The following is a 20,185-nucleotide window of genomic DNA, read 5'->3' as shown; positions in this document are numbered from 1 at the left end:
ATTAAAATTATAGTTATTTTTAATTAACATTTAAATAAGATTTGCTTAATACTGGTATGGCGGATAGTCCAAAAGATATTATATACAAAAGAGCTGTTTTAAAGCAGTTGTACTTCACGAACGTGATGTCCTGCGCAGAAATCAGCACTAAAATAAATAAAAGCATTCCGCTCACTACCCGTATTATAGAAGAACTTATAGAAGAAGAATATATTAAAGAAGTGGGTTTTGCGCCTTCCAGCGGAGGTCGCAAGCCTATGATGTATTCTTTACGGGAGAACATAATGTATGTTTTATCTGTAGCCATGGACCAGTTGGTTACCCGTATATCCCTGGTGGCCAACCAGAACCACTATTTCGGGGAAATTGAAAGATTCGACCTGACCCTCCATAATAATCCCGACGCACTTCCATTATTGGCTGAAAAAATTGAAGAAGTCATCCGGAAATCGGCAGTGGACAAAACCAGGATTATCGGTATTGGAATTGGCATGCCCGGATTTATTGATTTTAAGAAAGGCCTTAACTATTCTTTCCTGGAAATAAAGGATAAAACGATTACCCAATACCTCTCGGAAAAAATCAATTTGCCGGTATATATCGACAATGATTCCAGCTTGATAGCCCTTGGAGAACTGAAATTCGGTAATGCCCGCAACAAGATGGATGCCATGGTCATCAACATTAGCTGGGGTGTTGGTTTAGGGCTGATTTTAAATGGTGAATTATACAGGGGGCACAATGGATTTGCAGGGGAATTCAGCCATATGCCGCTGTTTAACAACAATAAATTGTGTAGCTGCGGTAAAACCGGCTGCCTGGAAACGGAAACCTCCTTATTGGTATTGATAGAAAAAGTAAACGAAGGCATTAAGGCAGGACGGATTTCCGTTCTTGGTAAGGCTTTCAATGCCAATGACCCGGAAAAGGCATACACTGATATAATTAATGCCGCGCTGAAAGGAGATCAGTTTGCCATTGAGTTGCTGTCTGATGCCGGCTACAATATTGGTCGCGGGATTGCCATCCTGGTCCATTTACTCAATCCTGAAGCGATCATATTAAGCGGAAGGGGATCAATCGCCGGAAAATTCTGGATGACCCCTATACAACAGGCATTGAATGAACACTGCATCCCAATACTCTCTGAAAACCTGGAAATCACTATTTCGCCTTTAGGCTATGATGCCAAACTGATCGGGGCTGCTACTTTAGTGATGGACCATTTCGACGAACCAAATATTAATCAAAACGCTTTGAATAAGAACCAGGGTTTGCCTGTTCTGCAATGATTGAAACAAACGGATACTTTTTTAAAAAAACAACTGCTATGATTAAATTAACAACTCGGGTACTGCTGGTTGTGTTGCTATGTTCCTGGACAACATTGGCAATATCACAACAAAAGCGGGTGACCGGCAACGTGAAAGATTCAAAAGGAGCCCCGGTTGCGGGTGCATCAGTTTTGGAAAAAGGCACAAAAAACGGAAGCTCAACAGATGAGAGCGGAAATTTCAGTATTTCTGTTAGTGGCAATAATGCCATCCTCGTTATTAGCTCCGTAAACTTTACTAACCAGGAAATCAAAGTTGGCGCAAGCAACATGCTTTCTGTAACCCTGCAGCCACTTGATGCCAGCCTCGGCGAGGTAGTGGTAACTGCCCTCGGTATCTCCAAACAGAAAAGGCAACTCGGTTATTCTGTAACTGAGGTTAAGGGTTCTGAACTGGCCAAAACAAATGAGGTGAATCCGATTAATGCCTTACAGGGTAAAGTTGCCGGTGTACAGATTGACCAGGGCGCGGGAGGCTTGTTCGGAAATACGAAAATCCTTATCCGTGGTAACTCTACACTGGGAACCAATAACCAACCCATTTTTGTAATTGATGGGGTAATTATGGATAACGACGTATTCAGCGGAACCGGCCGTGATTTCGGTAACGACCTGAAGAACCTGAACATGGAAGACTTTGAGACGGTTTCTATCCTAAAAGGATCCTCTGCTGCTGCCTTGTATGGTACACGTGCCATTAATGGGGTAGTGCTGATCACTACAAAGAAAGGCGTCCAGCGCAAGGGCATTGGTGTAACGGTTAACCAGAGCTATAATATTACTGATCCATATGCCGGTCCGCAATTCCAGAACGAATTTGGCGGCGGTACTGTCGGTGCATTTTTCACCGATTCACGTGAACCGAATTACAAACCAAACGAAAACTGGTATACCAAGGTATTCCCTATTGATCCTATTACCGGCAAAGAGTATATCGACCGCCAGATCAACCGTGAACTGGAAAACTGGGGACCACGCCTGAATGGCCAGGAAGTGCAGAATTACGATGGCACGATGACGAAATACGTTGCACAGCCTAACAACTTCCTCGACGCATACCAGCAGGGATACGGATCTAATACAAACGTCGCTCTGGAGGGAGGAACCGATCGCTCTACTTTCCGCTTATCGGTTAACCACAACCAGGGTGAAGGCATTTACATGAATAATACCATGGTAAAAAATGCATTTGACCTTCGCGTTACGCACCAGGTTACTAAAGCCATCAGTATTGATGTAAGTTCTTCTTATTCCAACCTGGTCGGTAAGAATCCGCCACGTTTAGGTGGACTTGATGCATTCGGATCATTCAATATTGGTCACATGTATACCTGGGTTCTTCCCCGGAACTACGATACGAAGTACTGGATGCAGCCAGAGCATTACACCAGTGTACTGGGTGGCGCACCGGATCCTGCCAATCCCGATGAGCCGAATAAAGCGCCTGAAACAAGGTTCTGGTATTCCTTGTTCAACAACAATTATACACAGAATGAGCAGTTGCTGCGCAGCCGCGTAGCAATTACCACGCAATTGAGCAGCTGGGCTAAGTTGGTGCTGGAAGGTAATATCAATAATATCTACCGTAAATCTGAATCCAAGGAATTGGGACAGTTGCCAAACTTTGCAGGTGGTTATTATGGACTTGGTTTCAATACCAAGGAGAGCCAGTTTGCGAAGTGGATGTTGATGATGAATAAGGATATCAACAAGGATCTCTCCGTATCTGGTTATATAGGCGGTGAGATGCAGAATTATAAAACAACTTATTCCTCCAGTGAAACAAGCGGAGGCCTGAACTATCCTGGTAACTATTTTATTTCAAATTCTGTTAACCCACCGCTCACCAATGGTGGTATCCAGACTAAGAAAAGATTCAATTCTTTATATGCAAGTGCTGACCTCGCGTATAAAAACCAGCTCTTCCTGCAGGCTACCTGGAGAGGTGACTGGTCTTCAGCCTTAACCTACTCTGACGGAACAGGAAATAATTTCTACAATTATCCGGCAGTAAGTGCTTCCTGGATATTTACTGAAACATTTCACCTGCCATCCTTTATCAGCTTTGGTAAGTTAAGGGCAAATATTGCCGCACTGGGTGGCGATACTGATCCGTTTACGGTGAATCCCGGTTACGCTTTGAATGGTTTCAGTTATGCTAATGGTGGAACTGTACCCACATCCACCTATACATCAAGCCAGGTTCTTCAACCCAACATCAAGCCCCTCAGGAAAGTCTCCAAAGAGATTGGTGTGGATATGCGTTTCCTGAAAAATCGTGTGGGTTTTGCCTTGAGTTTATACCAGGACAATACGAAAAACCAGATTCTGCCTATTACTGCACCCGTTGAATCAGGTGTAAGCTCTATCCTGATCAATGCTGGTGAAATCCAGAACAAGGGTATAGAAATTGCCATCGATGGAACACCCATCAGCAGCAAGGATTTCAGCTGGAATACTGCCTTTAATATTTCCAGGAACAGGAATATGATCGTTGATCTTTACCCCGGCAGGACCGAATATAACCTCGGCGCTGATATCGCTGAAATCAGCACCTGGGCAGTAGTTGGAAAATCTTATGGTACATTAAGGACAACCATCCATTCCCAGCCTTACCAGGCTACAGATGCCAATGGCAATAAAGTGGAAGACCCAAGAAATGGATTGCCTGTGCTCAGCTGGAGGGGTGATGCCCGTGCCGCTTTCCCTAAACGCAGTAATTACCTGCAGGATGTCGGCGATATTAATGCTAAATACCGTTGGGGATGGGATAACACCTTCCGCTACAAAAGTTTTTCTTTGAACATCCTGATCGACGCAAAAGTTGGTGGCGATTTCGTCCTGGCCAGTTACCGCTTCGGAACGCATACCGGCGTTTTCCCGAATACCTTACATGGTCGTGATGCAGAACATGGTGGTATTACCTGGACAAGTAAATATGACGGCCAGACTTATGATGATGGAATTATCGTTGATGGTGTTTTCCCTGCTGGCCAGAAAATTACCCAGCCAGATGGATCACAGGCTGATGTTGGTGGCCTGACATTTAAGGAAGCCTACGATAAAGGTTTGGTTGAACCAACCCACCTGCCTCAGTTTGGTTACCGTTATGGCTCATCATCTACTGGTGTTGCTGACTATTGGGTAGTTAAAAGCTCATGGATAGCACTTCGCCAGGTAGCGCTTAGTTATAGTTTCAAAAAGGAGTTGTACACTAAGCTGAAGCTGAACGGCCTGAGTTTGTCAGTTGCCGGTCGTGATATTGCATTCCTGCAAAATTCATTACCGTATAATTTCAACCCGGCTTCTAATAACTCAAATAACACAGCATTTTCCGGTGAAAACGGATTCCTTCCAATGGTCAGGAATATCATGTTCACATTGCGTGCTAGCTTCTAAATATCGATCAATATAAAAATCATTATATGAATATTCTTCAGTATAAAAAACTTCTCTTTGGTGTAACGCTGGGGACAATGATGTTCTCGGTAAGTTGTACAAAAGACTTTGGAGAAATTAATACCAATCCATCAACGGTTACGAATCCCGATGTAAAATTCCTGCTCACCTATTCTGAAGACCAGCTGGCTACTTACCAGGGAACCGAATGGGTTTGGGAAAGCATGGAGCAATTGTTCCGCTTCACCCAGCATTTCACCTCCAGTCCGTATGAATTGACCTCGAATGCGAATTCAAGGTATAATGCCTACTATTCAAACATCCTTCCTAACCTGTTTGAGATCAGGAGGCAGATTGACCTGAAAACGGATAAAGAAGATTACGCTAAAATGGCGGCAGTTACTTATATCATCCAGGTACTGCATGGTATAAAAGTGACCGACATGAACGGTTCAATTCCTTACTCAGAGGCCATCAAAGGTCGTTATGAAGGAAAGTACGATCCTGTTTTTGATACTCAGGAACAATTATTCACCACCTGGTTGTCTGAATTGAATAGTGCTATTGGTACATTGTCTGCTGCAAGTACAGCCACAGAGAAATCATATGGCAATTCTGATGTGTATTATAAAAGCGACTGGACAAAATGGGTGAAACTGGCTAATACACTTAAACTGCGTATTGCAGCCCGTTATGAAAACCAGGATGCGGCAAAAACTACTGCAATTGTGCAGGAAGTGCTTGCCAATTCTGTTGGACCAATTACAACAGTAGAAGAACAGCTGATGTACAGCAATCCGAATTATGAGCCAATTGGCGGAGCAATTAATTACCGCGATATTAAATACGGCACTATTTCTCTTGTAGACTTCATGAAGAAAGTAAATGACCCGCGTATCGGGGTTTACTTTAATCCAAATGACCTGGTAGGAAGTTTTAAAGACACACTTACAAAGTATGGTGCAACCCTTCCTGATTTTATTGATATCAATGATCCGTTGATTCAATTCCAGGGCGGCCCTGTTGACTGGACAATCAATGCACCGCAGACTAATTATTTCAAGAATGCATTTGTAGTTAGTCCCGAAAACAAGTACTTCCTGATTTCTACAATCAATCGTAAGTTTTTTGCGCCACGCTACGATGGTACTACTACAGGTACCTATACCGAATTGTTGGCTGGTGCAGGTGAGAGCTGTTTACTGCTGGCAGAATTTATTAAGAAAGGGTATGGTTCCGGTGATTATAAAGAGTGGTACAAAAAAGGCGTGGAAGCTTCCATTCGTTCAATGAACGCGATAGCAAAGGTTGCTGGTTCAACGACTCCTTATTCCGGATCCGGCGCTACTGAAATTGCCAATTACCTGGCTGGTCCGGAAGTGGCATTAGGCGCAGAAAACGACCTGGAAAGAATTTATGTTCAGCAATACCTGAACCTTGTTCGCCAGCCGAATGAAGCTTATGTGTTCAGCAGGAGGACCGGGTATCCGAAATACAATTCTGAATACTACACCCGCGAAGTGTTTAATGAGCCGATTCCCCGCCGTTTCTGGATCAATGACCCGGGTGAAGTAAACCGCGCTAACTGGTCAGCTGCATATGCCGAACAGGGCTTTACGCCTAATGTCCAGGATGCGTTAACTTTATCCAAGGAGCGTGTCTGGTATGATAAGACTGCACCTGAATTTGGTAAGGGTAATTAATTGTTCGATAGTATAAATTCTTTTGAATGTCGCATCGTCGGAAATTCTTGCAAACTTCAGTAACCGGGGCAATGGCTTTGCTGTTGCAACGCAAGGCTCTTGCTTCGGTTACCCTTGATAAGGTCCCCGTTATTAATGACCCGGTGGTTATTTCAACCTGGGATTTTGGCAAAGCGGCCAACGCGGAAGCCTGGAAATTATTGAGCACGGGCGGAGACGTGATTGATGCGGTTGAAGCCGGAGTAAAAGTGCCGGAAGCTGACCCTACTAACCATTCTGTGGGCTATGGTGGATTTCCTGACCGCGATGGTAAGGTTACCCTCGATGCCTGCATCATGGAAGGAACTGCACTCAACTGCGGGTCAGTGGCTTTCCTCGAAAATATAGTGCACCCGATTTCTGTCGCCAAACTGGTAATGCAGAAAACACCACATGTAATGCTGGTTGGCGAAGGCGCCCTTCAGTTTGCATTGGCTAATGGGTTCCAGAAGGAAAACCTGCTGACACCGGAATCAGAAAAGGCCTGGAAAGAATGGCTCAAAACTTCACAGTATGCACCGGTGATCAATATCGAAAACCAGTTCAAGCCTGTGGACCCCAAACAATTACCCGGCGGACCTAATAACCACGATACCATTGGTATGCTGGCTATTGATAAAACGGGTAAAATGGGTGGCGCCTGCACAACCAGTGGCGCCGCCTGGAAAATGCGGGGCCGTGTGGGTGATTCCCCAATCATCGGCGCCGGATTGTATGTGGATGGCGAAGTGGGCGCTGCAACTTCATCCGGACTGGGTGAGGAAGTGATCCGTACCTGCGGTTCACATACCGTGGTCGAACTGATGCGGCAGGGCCTTTCTCCTGAAAAAGCCTGTAAAAACGCAGTTGAGCGTATTGTGAACCGCAACCCCGAAAGGGCGAAAACCCTGCAGGTCGGTTTCCTTGCGTTGAACAAAAAAGGCGAATATGGCGCTTATGCTATCCACAAAGGATTTACATATTCTGTTAAGAACGGAAAGGAAGAGAAGATCTACGAAGCGAAAGCAATATTGACCTGATTTTAAAAGGATATTTTACATTTAAAAAGGGTTTCAAGCAATTGAAACCCTTTTTCTGTCTAAGTCTGTACTTTTTCGTTATTTGCGGCCAGGTAAGCTATGGAACACCAGACAAATACTACAATGCCTTCCTTCCAGGAGGAATTTTCTAATCGCAAAACCTGTGTACTTATACCGACTTATAATAACGCCACATCATTGCCGGCAGTTATTGAAGATGTATACAGGTTTACTGCAAATATCATTGTGGTAAATGATGGGTCTACGGATAATACCGAAACCGCATTGGCGAAATACCCCGGGGTGAAAATTGTTTCTTACCCAAAGAACCGGGGTAAAGGGTATGCCCTTCGTAAAGGCTTTGAAAAGGCCCGGGATGAAGGATATGACTATGCTATCTCTATTGATGCCGATGGCCAGCATTATGCTGCTGACCTTCCCGTGCTTTTAGGACAAATTGATGCACACCCCCGGGCCATTGTAGTTGGGGCGCGGAATATGAACGTAGAAAATGTTCCCGGTAAAAGCAGTTTTGGTAACCGGTTCTCGAATTTTTGGTTCTGGCTGTACACGGGTATTAAAGCTCCTGATACCCAAAGCGGTTACCGCCTCTACCCCGTTAAAGCCCTGGGCGACATTAATTTCTTTACGCGGAAATATGAATTTGAAGTCGAGGTACTGGTTTGTTCAGCCTGGAGGGGAATTGAAGTTTTATTTGTACCGGTGAAAGTGTATTACCCTCCTAAAGAAGAAAGGGTGTCACATTTCAGGCCATTTAAAGACTTCACCCGTATTAGTATTTTAAATACGGTCCTTTTCTTCATTGCCTTTTTATATATAAAGCCCCGTAACTTTTTCCGCGCTTTATTCAGCAGGGATAAAAGGGAATTGCTGATGCAGAAAATGCTTGAACCCGGACAATCTCCTGAAAGGAAAGCTGCATCAATCGGTTTTGGGATATTTATGGGTATTGTACCTATTTGGGGCTTTCAGCTGATTGTAGGGATTGCTCTGGCTATTTTACTGAGGCTGAATAAAGTACTCGTGATCGCTGCAGCCAATATCAGTATCCCGCCCATGATCCCTTTTATATTATATTCCAGTTTCCTGGCTGGCGCCCCCTGGATGGGTCATGAGGCTAAGTTTATTCCCATGACCGGCGATCTTTCTTTGGATGCCATTCACCAGAATTTTGAACAATACCTTGCCGGGAGTATTACGCTGGCTATATTAGCAGGCATCAGTATTGGCTTAATCGCCTACTTTTTTTTAAAACGCTTTTCAAAGAAAGTTGGTCACGCTTTGTAGATTCGGGCTCTTCTTATGGAAAATATTTTCGTGCTGATTTATCGCTTTTTCAAAAAACACCGGATCATTTTCTGGTGTTCTTTTGGGCTGGCATTTTTAATACCGGCACTAATTGCCAGCCGCATCCACCTGGAAGAAGATATCACCAGCATTATCCCGAAAGATGAAAAGACCCGCGCGCTGAATGAAGTATTCCAGCAATCCAGGTTGCTGGATAAAATGATTCTTACCGTTTCGGCCACCGATTCTTCTGCTTCCATTCCCGATAGCCTGGTTACTTTTTCAGATGAACTGGTGCAATCTATCCACCAGGCTATTCCCGGCTATGTGACCGAGGTTTCCCACAAAGTGGATGAAGAAGCCAGCTATGGGATGTTGAATACGATCAACGATCACCTCCCTGTATTTTTAGAGGAAAAGGATTATGCCACAATCGATTCATTAATCAGTGAAGCAGGGGTAAAAACTACACTGGAAAAGAACTTCCGCATATTAACCGCACCTTCGGGTTTGGCCCTGAAACAATTTATCGCAAAAGACCCGGCGGGAATTTCGAATCCTGCCTTGAAGAAATTACAATTGCTGCAATACGACCAGCACTTTGAATTATACGACAGCCATATCCTGACGCGTGACCTGAAAAAACTGGTATTATTTATAAGTCCGGCTTACCCAAAAAACAATACCGGCAAAAATGCTATTTTCCTGCAGGGGCTTGACCGTCTGCTGGATAGCTTACAGCATATCCACCCTGGGATCAGGGTGGATTATTTTGGCGGAACCGCTGTAGCCGTGGGCAATGCGCTCCAACTGCGCAAAGACACCATGGTCACGCAGGGCATTACCATCCTGTTTCTTATCATTTTCATAGCGGCCTATTTTCGCAGGGGTACGGCGCCGGTCCTGGTGCTGGTGCCTGCATTGTTTGGTGCAATTTTTTCACTGGCCTGCATTGCTTTATTTAAAGGTTCAATTTCAGTGATTGCCCTGGGAACGGGTTCGGTCATTTTAGGTATTGCTGTTAATTATTCCCTGCATGTTTTAAACCATTACCGGCACCAGCCCGATATGGAATTGGTCTTGCGTGACCTGAGCCACCCGATGACTATTGGAAGTATCACCACCATCGGCGGCTTCTTGTGTATGCAATGGGTGGAATCTGAAATGCTGCGCGACCTGGGCCTGTTCGGGGCCTTCAGCTTAATCGGTGCTTCTGTTTGCTCCCTGGTCTTCCTGCCCCAGTTGATTGGGAAATCCAATAGTCCGGCTGTTGCACAACATGGTTGGCTCGACCGCTTTGCTGCTTACAAACTGAAATCAAATAAGAAACTGGTGTGGCTGATATTGGCACTGACTGTTTTCTTCGCTGCCTTTGTCGGGAAAGTCGCTTTTGAACCCGATATGAACCGGATGAATTATATGCCGGAAAAACTGAAGCAGGCAGAAAAGGAAATGAACCAGCTCAATGCTTTTGCATTGCAATCAGTGTACGTTGTTTCACCGGGAAAAGATCTCCAGGCTGCCTTGCGCAGGAATGAAAAGGTGGTTGGGAAATTGGAAGAACTTACCCTGGACGGTGTTGTAAAAAAGTATTCCGGCCTTTCAGCTGTGCTGGTTTCCGATTCCCTGCAACGACTGCGCATCTCCAGGTGGAATGCTTACTGGACCTTTGAAAAGAAATCGAAATTATTGTCAAACCTGCAGCAACAAGGTGCAGTAACCGGGTTCAAAGCTGCTGCTTTTCAGCCGGTTACTGATTTGCTCAACAAAGTATTTGTGCCGGTTGATGATTCAACTTCAGCAAAACTGGCTACGGGTATCCTGGATAATTTTATAATCAAAAAAGACGGTCAGGTAAAAGTATTGACCCTCGTAAAAACAACGCCGGAACAAAAAGCAGCGGTCTATGCGGCCTTTGATCACGAGAAGGATATTACCGTATTGGATATGCAGTATATTACCAGCAGGCTGGTTGACATGGTGCGTAATGATTTCAACAGCATCAGCTGGATGGCCGCAGGTATCGTGTTCATTGTTTTGCTGGTTTCTTTCGGACGCATTGAACTAACCCTGATTTCTTTCGTCCCCATGCTCATCACCTGGATCTGGATTCTCGGTATCATGGGACTTGCCGGCATCCCGTTTAATATTGTGAACATCATAATTTCTGCATTGATTTTTGGTTTAGGTGATGATTACAGCCTTTTTACAATTGACGGACTGCTGCAGGAATATAAAACAGGAAAGAAGAACCTGGACTCATTTAAGTCTTCCATATTGTTATCGGCTATCACCACAATTGCCGGCCTTGGTGTATTGATCTTTGCAAAACACCCGTCGTTAAAAAGCATTGCCCTGATTGCCATTACGGGAATTCTTTGTGTGGTGCTTATTTCCCAGGTACTGATCCCGGTGCTTTTCAGGATTATTATCACCAACCGCACCGCTAAAGGTAAACAACCGCTAACAGCATGGCATACCTGCACTTCTGTTTTTGCCTTTACTTATTTTACAGTCGGTGCATTGATCCTTTCCGTTGCGGCTGTTTTACTGCTAAAACTGAATCCTTTCGCGGGTGAAAAATCTAAGTATGCCTACCACTTCCTGTTGTCGAAATTTACAAAGAGCCTGATGTATATTATGGTTAATGTAAAGAAGACAATCATTAATCCGGGTAAGGAACAATTTGATAAACCGTCTGTCATCATCAGTAATCACCAGTCTTTTTTGGATATTTTATCCCTGGTGATGCTGCACCCAAAGATCATTTTGATAACCAATGACTGGGTATGGCGTTCGCCTGTTTTCGGATTCGTGGTGCGCATGGCTGATTACTTCCCTGTATCTATTGGGGTTGAAAACAACCTGGAAAAGTTAACTGAAAAGTTTCGGCAGGGATATTCCATCGCTATTTTCCCGGAAGGCACCAGGTCGCCGGACGGCACCATAAAAAGGTTTCACAAAGGCGCATTTTTCCTGGCTGAACACCTGAAGGCCGACCTGCTGCCTGTACTTTTACTGGGTACCGGGCATACCATGGGCAAGGGCGACTATTTGTTAAAGGATGGCCATATCATTATTGAAGTATTACCAAGAATCAGCCTCGACAATACATCCTACGGAACCACCTATGCCGAACGTACAAAACTGGTGAGCAGGTATTTTAAAAATATATATAATCAAAGAAAGGAATCCAATGAAAATGGTAATTGGTTCAGGAATGACCTGATCGCCAATTACAGGTATAAAGGCCCTTTTCTGGAATGGTATATCCGCATAAAAGCAAGGCTTGAGAATAACTACCAGGTGTTCTTAAATGAAGTGCCTGCAAAAGGCAAGTTACTCGACCTGGGATGCGGATATGGACCCATGAGTTATATGTTGCACCTGAAACACAAAGAGCTGGATATTACCGGCGTTGATTATGATGAGGAAAAAATATTAACTGCCAGCCATTGTTTTTCAAAGGATCAATCTATCAGGTTTCTCGCTAAGGATGCCCTGCATTTCGAATTTGACTATTATGATGCGATCATTATTGCTGATATGTTACATTACCTGCAACACGGTCAGCAGGAAGCACTATTGGAGAAATGCATGCAGCATATTTTACCCGGCGGGAAAATAATCCTGCGGGAAGGCAACAGTGAAATGGAACAAGCACACCGGCGGACAAAACTGACTGAATTTTTCTCTACAAAGGTTATGGGCTTCAATAAGTCTGATGCAGGTCGCCTGTATTACCTGTCCGCCTCCATGATTAAGTCGCAGGCGGAAAAACAGGGCTTTCACTGCCGTGAATTAAAGGATAGTAATTTTACCTCCAATTTCATTTATATTCTGGAAAGAAAAGAAACTGCCCATGCAACCTGAGTTTGATATAGTGATTGTGGGAAGCGGACTGGGCGGACTGGTCTGCGGGGCGATACTGGGCGCTGAAGGCTACCGGGTATGTATACTTGAAAAAAACCGTCAGCTGGGCGGTTGCCTGCAGACCTTTGCCCGCGACAGCGTTTTGTTCGATAGCGGCGTGCATTATATCGGCGGGTTATCCGAGGGGCAGACCTTAAATAAAGTGTTCAAATACCTGGGCTTGATGGATGCCTTGAAACTCCAGCAAATGGATGAGGATGTGTTTGATAAAATCGTTTTCCTGGAAGATGGCCGCGAATATGCCATGGCGCAGGGTTATGAAAGGTTTATTGATACACTGGCTGCTGATTTCCCCGGTGAGCGAGATAATATCCGGCAATACTGTAACAAGATCAGGGAAGTTTGCAGCAAATTTCCTTTATACAACCTGCGGGTGGCTGATAATTTTGCAGAGAAGGCAGAGATCCTGGAAATAGATACAAAGGCATACATTGAATCTGTAACATCCAACCGGCGTTTACAGGAAGTCCTTGCAGGAAATAACACCCTGTATGCCGGCGTGGGTGACAAGACCCCGTTTTATGTTCATGCTCTGGTGCTCAATAGTTATATTGAGAGTTCATGGAAATGTGTAAACGGGGGATCGCAGATTACAAAACACCTGGCTAAAAGAATCAGGGCAAATGGGGGTGTTATCAGGAATTATTCAACTGTAACCCGCTTTGTTGAAAAAGATGGTGCTATTCAATATGTTGAACTCGCAGATGGCACTACTGTAACCGCTAAACATTTTATTTCGAACCTTCATCCGCAGCAAACCCTTGAGATGACCGAAAGCAGCCTTTTGCGTTCGGTATACCGCAAGCGGATAGCAAGGATGGAAAACACAATTTCCTCATTTTGTGTGCATGCCGTGATGAAGCCTGGCAGCTTCCCTTATTACAAACACAATTTTTATATACACGAAAAAAATGGTGTCTGGGAAGCGATCAGTTGCGAAGAAGATAAATGGCCGCAAAGTTGCTGCATATTCTTTTCGGCATCCTCCCGTTCATCTGAATTTGCAGAAGGCATGTGCATTTTGGCTTATATGCCTTTCGGCAAATTTGCGGACTGGCAGCATACCTTTAATACAGATACTATTCCGGGTGACAGGGGCAAGGATTATGAACAGTATAAAAAGGAAAAGGCCGAAACACTGATCAGTTTTGTGGAAAGGAAATTCCCGGGCATCAGGGAATCCATCCAATCGTATTATACGTCCACGCCTTTGACTTACCGCGATTATATCGGAACAACAGATGGGTCTATGTATGGGGTAAGCAAGGATTATAAGGATCCCTTAAGTACCTTCATATCTCCATTAACCCGCATACCCAATCTTTGCCTGACCGGGCAAAACCTGATGTTGCACGGTATACTGGGTGTTAGTATAAGCGCTTTGTCCACCTGTGGTGTATTCACTGACCTGGAAAAATTAATAGAAAAAATAAAGCATGCGTAGTCTGCGGAAAATAGTGAAATGGATTGGGTATATACTGGGTACGCTATTCGTGCTTTTGGTGGTATTATTTATTTACCTCTATAAAGTTTCCATAGTTGATCCGCCGGTAATTGCAGACCATTCGGTTGAAAACCTGCAGCGCACTGAGGCCTCACCTGGTTTTTATTATCTCGGTAACAACTGGTTCCGGAAAAGCAAGAGTGGCTTATTTGAATTATATGTTGAAGGGAATGATTTCGAACGCGGGGTCATCAACGGAAAGCTGACCAAGGAACTGGTGCAGCGGCAGGAGGACCATTTCAGCGCTCAGATAGAAAAGATGATCCCTTCAACATTTTACCGGCATTTCCTGAAATATTTTATAGGCTGGTTTAACCGTGACCTGGCCAGCCAGGTGAAGGAAGAATACAAGAAGGAAATCTATGGGGTATCCATGGCTGCTTCAGAAAAGTATGATTATATCGGGTCTCCGTACCAACGGATCCTGAACTACCATGCAGCGCATGATATCGGTCATGCCCTGCAAAGCATGGCACTGGTGGGTTGTACTTCTTTCGGAACCTGGAATGACCGTTCTGCTGATAGCAGTTTTATCATCGGCCGCAATTTTGATTTCTATGTCGGCGACAAATTTGCTGAAGACAAGATCGTGGCATTCTTTAAACCCAGTTCTGGTTTTGGTTATATGACGGTTACCTGGGGTGGTTTTACAGGGGCTGTTTCGGGCATGAATGAGGCTGGCCTCACGGTCACTATCAACGCTGCGAAAACTGCCCTTCCATCGGGCTCGGCAACACCGGTTTCATTGGTGGCCCGGGAGATACTGCAGTATGCCGGCAACCTTAAACAGGCGCTGCAGATTGCCAGGAGCCGGCATATGTTTGTATCTGAGTCCTTCCTGGTGGGTTCAGCCGCGGATAATAAAGCGGTGATCATCGAAAAGACCCCTGATTCACTGGATATATATGACCCGCAACAGAATTATATTGTTTGTGCCAATCATTTCCAGAGTAAGGGTTTGGTGAACTCCGTTGACAATAAGACCCAGATCAGGGAGAGCGCTTCTGCTTACCGCTACCAGCGGGTGATGGAATTATTAAACGGGAATCCAAAGAACACTGTTGAAAAAACAATTGCCATCCTGCGTGATACCAGGGGCCTGAAAGGCGCAGATATCGGCATGGGTAATGAGAAAGCCATCAACCAGTTAATCGCGCACCATTCCATTGTATTTGAACCGAAAAAGCTTTTGGTCTGGGTTTCCACCGCACCCTGGCAGGAAGGCCGCTTTGTTTGTTATAACCTCAGCAAGGTCTTTAGCCTGAAAGGCATGCGCATCGACCAGGAGATCATCGACTCTACCCAAACCATCGCTTCCGATACACTTGTCAATACAGCTGCCTTTGCCGGCTTTACACAATTCCGTTCCTACAAACAGCGGATCCTCGATGGCGGAAGTGTAGATCCCGACAGCATCATAGCCAGCAACCCGAATTATTACCATGCCTATGTGCTGGCAGGGGATATGGCTGCAAGGAAAAAGGATATTGCAGCTGCTAAAAAATATTACCAGCTGGCGCTCACCAAAGAGATTGCTACACTACAGGAGAGAACAGCTATTGAGGGGAAGCTTACACATTGAATACACCTTCACCGACGAGGTGATCCAGGGATGCCTCCAGGGTATCGGCTATTTGCCCCCGACGTTTTACCATGAAAAAAATAATTGCAAATAAATTTTGCGCAACTCAAAAGTTGCGTATATATTTGCAACCGTAAGGTTGCGTAATTAAGTATTGAAAAATGAAACGAGACATATTCCAGGCCATAGCGGACCCAACACGTAGGGCTATTTTGGCTTTAATTGCTATTCAGGCATTAACACCAAATGCAATGGCGGAAAAATTTGATATGAGCCGACAAGCTGTATCAAAACATATTAAAGTACTGCAGGAATGCGAATTGATTAAACCTGAGCATTCCGGAAGGGAAATTTATTATCACTTAAATCCCCAAAAAATGCAGGAAATAGATAATTGGTTAGCCCAATTCAGGAAAATTTGGGAAACTCAATTCAATCAACTTGACAAAGTATTATCAACCATGAAAAAACAAAAAAAATGAACAACAGTTTATTATTTGATTTTACCGTTGACAAAACAACAAAAACGGTATTTGTAACCAGGGAATTTGATGCCGATCTTTCGCTGGTATGGGACGCTTTTACCAAACAGGAAATTCTTGACCAATGGTGGGCACCTAAACCATGGGCATCAAAAACAAAAAGCATGAATTTTGAAGTGGGCGGGCGAAGATTTTATGCCATGGTAAGCCCGGAAGGACAGGAACTGCGCTGGTCAGTTCAACGATATACTTCCATTAGTCCAAAAACCAATTTTAAATTTTACAATGCTTTTGCAGACAAAGATGAAAACCCTGAATTACCAGGTTCTGAATGGGATTTTAATTTCAGCGAAGAAAACGGAACAACCAAAGTGAGAATTAGTATTTACAATGAATCGCTTGACCGCCTGGAGAAGATGGTTGAAATGGGCTTTAAAGAAGGATTTACTATGACATTGAAAAACCTGGAAGATCTGTTGAAGAATTTGCAGCAAAAATGATTTTCGTTTTCAAAACATCTGTCAAATCTAAAATGCAGGTTAAGAAACTCAAACCGCATATTGAGAAAATACTGCCAAAAGCAAAATGGAATTTTGATCTTGAAGACATCGATAAAATTTTGCGGATTGACAGCGAAGAAAATATCGTTTTGATAATAATAGGCTTGCTGAATGCTCATAGCTACAGCTGTGAAGAATTAGTGTAAAAAAGCTAAAAATTAACGAAAGAAAATAACCAATTTAACAATCTAAAAAATAAAAATCATGGCACTTATTAATCCTTATTTACACTTCAACGGAAATACCGAAGAAGCATTCACATTTTATAAATCTGTATTTGGTGGAGAGTTCGAAAGGATTACTCGTTTCAAGGACATATCAAGCCCTGAATTTCCAGTAGCAGAAAATGATGCAAATAGAATCATGCATATTGCTTTGCCTATCGGTAAAAACAACTTGTTAATGGCTTCTGACGTTTTAGAACCTATGGGACAAATAAGGGAAAATGACAACCGATTTAAGATATCAATTAGCGCAGAAAGTCGTGAAGAAGCCGACAAATTATTTAACGGACTTTCGGTAGGCGGAAAAATTGAAGTGCCTATTGCAGACAGTCCTTGGGGTTCATACTTTGGAATGTTTGCAGACAAATATGGTATTGAATGGATGGTTGACTTTGACCCAAAATATAACGGACAAAACTAACCCAGGAAGAAAAACTGTAAGCTTCCCCTATAACTGGACTACTATCGATTAGAGTTTTCTGGTTTTTCAAATACTTTATCCACGAAGCGGTTTCCTTCAATTTGTGTAGGTTATTCGCTTACCGCTCGTGGATAAAGCAGGGATCTTTTCCCAGGCTTTGCCGCAAAAGTTCAAAAAGGCCCCAAACCTCACCCCCCGATTAAAAATTTTAAAGATCTGCCCATCCGGGAAACAATTGGTATACAATGCGAATACATCTCATGTACATTGATTATAATATAAAAGACGAACGAAAGACGAACGAAAGACGAACGAATAACGAACCTGATTATATAAATTATACTATCTTAGTATAACAAAACACTATATTATGGCTATTGCAACCGATAATATCCTGGTTCGGAACATCTATGGCGGCCTCGGAAAACAGGTGGTTTTTCGCCAGCGTGGTGATAAAACCATCATGGCCAAATGGCCGAGCATTGATAAAAACCGGAAACCTACCCCCGGCCAATCTGCAGCCCAGCAACAGTTCCAGGTAGCTGTGTATTTTGCCCAATTCGCCCGGAAAGACGAGCAACTTAGCGCCATCTATAAAAATCTGGCCCGCAAACACCAGTCGGTCTACCATGCCGCCATCAGCGACGCCAAAATAGCGCCCGAACTCAGCGATCCCGTGCTGAAGGCCTATACCGGTAAGCCCGGCCAGCAGCTCATCATTACCGCCACCGATAATTATAAAGTGGTCAGTGTTCTTTGCTCCATTTTCACACCCGATGGACAACTGCTCGAATCGGGCGAAGCTATCCAGCTGGACAATGAGTATGATTGGGCCTATACCGCCACAAAAGAAAATGCCAGTCTCCCCGGAACAACCATTCGGTTTGCGGCATTCGATATCCCAAAAAATGAAACAGAATTGGTGATCACGCTATAAGTCGGACCCGCCAGCGGAGATTTTGCCTAGTTTTGGCCAAAATGACCCCCATGATCCTGGGTACTGGTATTGATATTGTTGAGGTGCAACGCATCGCTGAAAAAATTGCTAAAGGCCAGGGCTTCCGCGAACTGGTCTTTTCGCCGGGTGAAATCGCATATTGTGAAAAAAAAGCCCACCCCGATCAACACTTTGCCGCCCGCTTCGCCGCAAAGGAAGCCTTCCTCAAAGCCCTGGGCTCAGGTTGGCTTAACGGTACCGCCTTCCATGAAATTGAAATTGTACACGATGCCAAAGGCCAGCCCAACCTGAGGCTAATCGGGCAAACTGCCGAAACCCTGGCGCCATACGGTATCAAACGCATCCATGTATCTTTATCCCACCAGGCATCCATGGCAACAGCTATTGTTATCCTGGAAAATTGAACCAACCATCAATATGTATTCGCACGATTTAGTATTTGCTGCAACAGGCGAGATCAGGTCCCTGCAGGAAAAGAAATTGCAGGAAACCATCCAGTACCTGGCTGGCCATTCACCCTTTTACAAAGAGCTCTTTGACGGGAATGGCATCCAACCCGATATGATCCGCTCACTGGATGATTTGCAAAAAATTCCGGTGACCTCTAAAGAAGACCTGCAATTAAGGAACTGGGATTTTTTATGCGTCCCCAGGAACAGGATCTCCGAATATATGTCAAGCTCGGGCACCCTGGGCAGCCCGGTTACTATTGCCCTTACAGAAAATGATTTGTCCCGGTTGTCCTATAACGAATATTGCTCATTCCTGTCTGCCGGCGGCTCAAAGGATGATATTTACCAGCTGATGCTGACCCTCGACCGGCAATTCATGGCCGGTATTGCCTATTACCTGGGGATCCGGCAGCTGGGTGCCGGATTGGTAAGGGTTGGTCCGGGAGCGCCATTCCTGCAATACGAAACCATCAGGCGGGTGAACCCCACCGTTATTATCGGGGTACCTTCATTCCTGGTAAAACTGGTTGAATTTGCCGAAGCCAACAAGGTCAATTTAGCTGAAACAAGTGTAAAAACGGCATTATGTATCGGGGAAAGTATCCGCCTGGAAGACGGACGGTTAAATCGCCTCGGCCAGAGAATCACCGGCAGCTGGCCAATCAACCTGGTTAGTACTTATGCCTCAACGGAAATGCAAACGGCATTTACGGAATGTCCGGCGGGCCATGGCGGACATCTTATGGCAGAACTGCTGATCCTGGAATTATTAGATGAATTTGACCAGCCTGTAGCGCCCGGCCAGGCCGGGGAAGTGACCATCACCACCCTGGGCGTAGAAGGCATGCCACTCCTGCGTTATAAAACCGGCGATATCTGCAGGCGGATTGATAATCCCTGCTCCTGTGGTCGTAATACACCCCGGCTGACCTCGGTCATCGGCCGGAAAAAACAAATGATCAAACTGAAAGGCACCACTTTTTATCCACCTGCCTTATACGATGTTTTGCACGAAATACCGGAAATAACAGATTATGTAGTGGAATTGCAAACCAATGAATTCGGCACCGACGAAGTGATTGTGCATGTACATGTTAATGAACCTTCAGAACCGTTAAGCAGCAAAATCAGGGAGTTTTTGCGTTCCCGGCTAAGGGTAGTACCGGATCTTGTTTTCGCTGCCGCTTCTGAATTGCACCATATGCAATTTCCGGAAGGTGGCCGGAAAGCCCAAAAACTGATTGATAACCGGTTGCATACAATTTAAG

General features: G+C 44.6%; 15 protein-coding genes. All 15 read left to right on the top strand.

Features of this window, described 5'->3' with window-relative positions:
- The first annotated feature begins 56 nt into the window (after window positions 1-56).
- The 15 genes from LAQ65_RS17290 to LAQ65_RS17220 all read left to right on the top strand — a co-directional run bounded on the left by LAQ65_RS17290 (window position 57) and on the right by LAQ65_RS17220 (window position 20,184).
- Window positions 57-1,292, top strand: coding sequence for an ROK family protein (locus LAQ65_RS17290; protein WP_224118255.1), 1,236 nt, complete (start codon window positions 57-59; stop codon window positions 1,290-1,292).
- Between the two features lie 38 nt (window positions 1,293-1,330).
- The gene (locus LAQ65_RS17285) at window positions 1,331-4,732 is read left to right on the top strand and encodes a SusC/RagA family TonB-linked outer membrane protein (RefSeq protein WP_224118254.1); all 3,402 of its coding nucleotides are present in this window, start codon (window positions 1,331-1,333) and stop codon (window positions 4,730-4,732) included.
- A gap of 26 nt (window positions 4,733-4,758) precedes the next feature.
- Entirely contained in the window at window positions 4,759-6,435 is a 1,677-nt protein-coding gene (locus LAQ65_RS17280; RefSeq protein ID WP_224118253.1) for a SusD/RagB family nutrient-binding outer membrane lipoprotein, read from the top strand.
- Window positions 6,436-6,461: 26 nt separating this feature from the next.
- Complete coding sequence (locus tag LAQ65_RS17275; protein ID WP_224118252.1) at window positions 6,462-7,493, top strand: N(4)-(beta-N-acetylglucosaminyl)-L-asparaginase; 1,032 nt, start codon at window positions 6,462-6,464, stop codon at window positions 7,491-7,493.
- Between the two features lie 99 nt (window positions 7,494-7,592).
- Complete coding sequence (locus LAQ65_RS17270; RefSeq protein ID WP_224118251.1) at window positions 7,593-8,801, top strand: DUF2062 domain-containing protein; 1,209 nt, start codon at window positions 7,593-7,595, stop codon at window positions 8,799-8,801.
- A gap of 15 nt (window positions 8,802-8,816) precedes the next feature.
- A complete protein-coding gene (locus LAQ65_RS17265; protein ID WP_224118250.1) occupies window positions 8,817-12,674 on the top strand; it encodes a trifunctional MMPL family transporter/lysophospholipid acyltransferase/class I SAM-dependent methyltransferase in 3,858 nt (1,285 codons plus the stop codon).
- A complete protein-coding gene (locus LAQ65_RS17260; protein ID WP_224118249.1) occupies window positions 12,664-14,178 on the top strand; it encodes a phytoene desaturase family protein in 1,515 nt (504 codons plus the stop codon). Before LAQ65_RS17265 ends, LAQ65_RS17260 begins: the two co-directional genes overlap by 11 nt.
- Window positions 14,171-15,820: a C45 family autoproteolytic acyltransferase/hydolase gene (locus LAQ65_RS17255; protein ID WP_224118248.1), complete on the top strand. Its 1,650-nt coding sequence runs from the start codon at window positions 14,171-14,173 to the stop codon at window positions 15,818-15,820. The genes LAQ65_RS17260 and LAQ65_RS17255 overlap by 8 nt, the downstream gene beginning before the upstream one ends.
- A gap of 161 nt (window positions 15,821-15,981) precedes the next feature.
- Complete coding sequence (locus LAQ65_RS17250) at window positions 15,982-16,302, top strand: ArsR/SmtB family transcription factor (protein ID WP_224118247.1); 321 nt, start codon at window positions 15,982-15,984, stop codon at window positions 16,300-16,302.
- Window positions 16,299-16,802 carry an SRPBCC family protein gene (locus LAQ65_RS17245; RefSeq protein WP_224118246.1) on the top strand — a complete coding sequence of 168 codons (504 nt, stop codon included), beginning with the start codon at window positions 16,299-16,301 and terminating at the stop codon, window positions 16,800-16,802. Before LAQ65_RS17250 ends, LAQ65_RS17245 begins: the two co-directional genes overlap by 4 nt.
- Window positions 16,799-17,008 (top strand): hypothetical protein, encoded by a 210-nt coding sequence (locus LAQ65_RS17240; protein WP_224118245.1) that lies wholly within the window; start codon window positions 16,799-16,801, stop codon window positions 17,006-17,008. The genes LAQ65_RS17245 and LAQ65_RS17240 overlap by 4 nt, the downstream gene beginning before the upstream one ends.
- Before the next feature lie 58 nt (window positions 17,009-17,066).
- Complete coding sequence (locus LAQ65_RS17235; RefSeq protein ID WP_224118244.1) at window positions 17,067-17,507, top strand: VOC family protein; 441 nt, start codon at window positions 17,067-17,069, stop codon at window positions 17,505-17,507.
- Window positions 17,508-17,877: 370 nt separating this feature from the next.
- The gene (locus tag LAQ65_RS17230; RefSeq protein ID WP_224118243.1) at window positions 17,878-18,444 is read left to right on the top strand and encodes a hypothetical protein; all 567 of its coding nucleotides are present in this window, start codon (window positions 17,878-17,880) and stop codon (window positions 18,442-18,444) included.
- A 50-nt stretch (window positions 18,445-18,494) separates the two neighbouring features.
- Window positions 18,495-18,869, top strand: coding sequence for a holo-ACP synthase (locus LAQ65_RS17225; RefSeq protein ID WP_224118242.1), 375 nt, complete (start codon window positions 18,495-18,497; stop codon window positions 18,867-18,869).
- Complete coding sequence (locus LAQ65_RS17220) at window positions 18,811-20,184, top strand: phenylacetate--CoA ligase family protein (RefSeq protein WP_224118241.1); 1,374 nt, start codon at window positions 18,811-18,813, stop codon at window positions 20,182-20,184. The genes LAQ65_RS17225 and LAQ65_RS17220 overlap by 59 nt, the downstream gene beginning before the upstream one ends.
- Window position 20,185 lies beyond the last annotated feature (1 nt).

This window comes from Flavihumibacter profundi (assembly GCF_020076305.1).
GTDB lineage: Bacteria > Bacteroidota > Bacteroidia > Chitinophagales > Chitinophagaceae > Flavihumibacter > Flavihumibacter profundi.
This window is presented reverse-complemented; position numbering and strand designations above follow the sequence as displayed.

What these genes read in the sequence shown, in the direction of transcription:
- LAQ65_RS17245 (WP_224118246.1), top strand. Translation starts at nt 16,299, where the DNA reads ATGAACAACAGTTTATTATTTGATTTTACCGTTGACAAAACAACAAAA.
- LAQ65_RS17235 (WP_224118244.1), top strand. Translation starts at nt 17,067, where the DNA reads ATGGCACTTATTAATCCTTATTTACACTTCAACGGAAATACCGAAGAA.
- LAQ65_RS17265 (WP_224118250.1), top strand. Translation starts at nt 8,817, where the DNA reads ATGGAAAATATTTTCGTGCTGATTTATCGCTTTTTCAAAAAACACCGG.
- LAQ65_RS17250 (WP_224118247.1), top strand. Translation starts at nt 15,982, where the DNA reads ATGAAACGAGACATATTCCAGGCCATAGCGGACCCAACACGTAGGGCT.
- LAQ65_RS17270 (WP_224118251.1), top strand. Translation starts at nt 7,593, where the DNA reads ATGGAACACCAGACAAATACTACAATGCCTTCCTTCCAGGAGGAATTT.
- LAQ65_RS17290 (WP_224118255.1), top strand. Translation starts at nt 57, where the DNA reads ATGGCGGATAGTCCAAAAGATATTATATACAAAAGAGCTGTTTTAAAG.
- LAQ65_RS17275 (WP_224118252.1), top strand. Translation starts at nt 6,462, where the DNA reads ATGTCGCATCGTCGGAAATTCTTGCAAACTTCAGTAACCGGGGCAATG.
- LAQ65_RS17220 (WP_224118241.1), top strand. Translation starts at nt 18,811, where the DNA reads ATGTATCTTTATCCCACCAGGCATCCATGGCAACAGCTATTGTTATCC.
- LAQ65_RS17260 (WP_224118249.1), top strand. Translation starts at nt 12,664, where the DNA reads ATGCAACCTGAGTTTGATATAGTGATTGTGGGAAGCGGACTGGGCGGA.
- LAQ65_RS17230 (WP_224118243.1), top strand. Translation starts at nt 17,878, where the DNA reads ATGGCTATTGCAACCGATAATATCCTGGTTCGGAACATCTATGGCGGC.
- LAQ65_RS17255 (WP_224118248.1), top strand. Translation starts at nt 14,171, where the DNA reads ATGCGTAGTCTGCGGAAAATAGTGAAATGGATTGGGTATATACTGGGT.
- LAQ65_RS17225 (WP_224118242.1), top strand. Translation starts at nt 18,495, where the DNA reads ATGATCCTGGGTACTGGTATTGATATTGTTGAGGTGCAACGCATCGCT.
- LAQ65_RS17285 (WP_224118254.1), top strand. Translation starts at nt 1,331, where the DNA reads ATGATTAAATTAACAACTCGGGTACTGCTGGTTGTGTTGCTATGTTCC.
- LAQ65_RS17240 (WP_224118245.1), top strand. Translation starts at nt 16,799, where the DNA reads ATGATTTTCGTTTTCAAAACATCTGTCAAATCTAAAATGCAGGTTAAG.
- LAQ65_RS17280 (WP_224118253.1), top strand. Translation starts at nt 4,759, where the DNA reads ATGAATATTCTTCAGTATAAAAAACTTCTCTTTGGTGTAACGCTGGGG.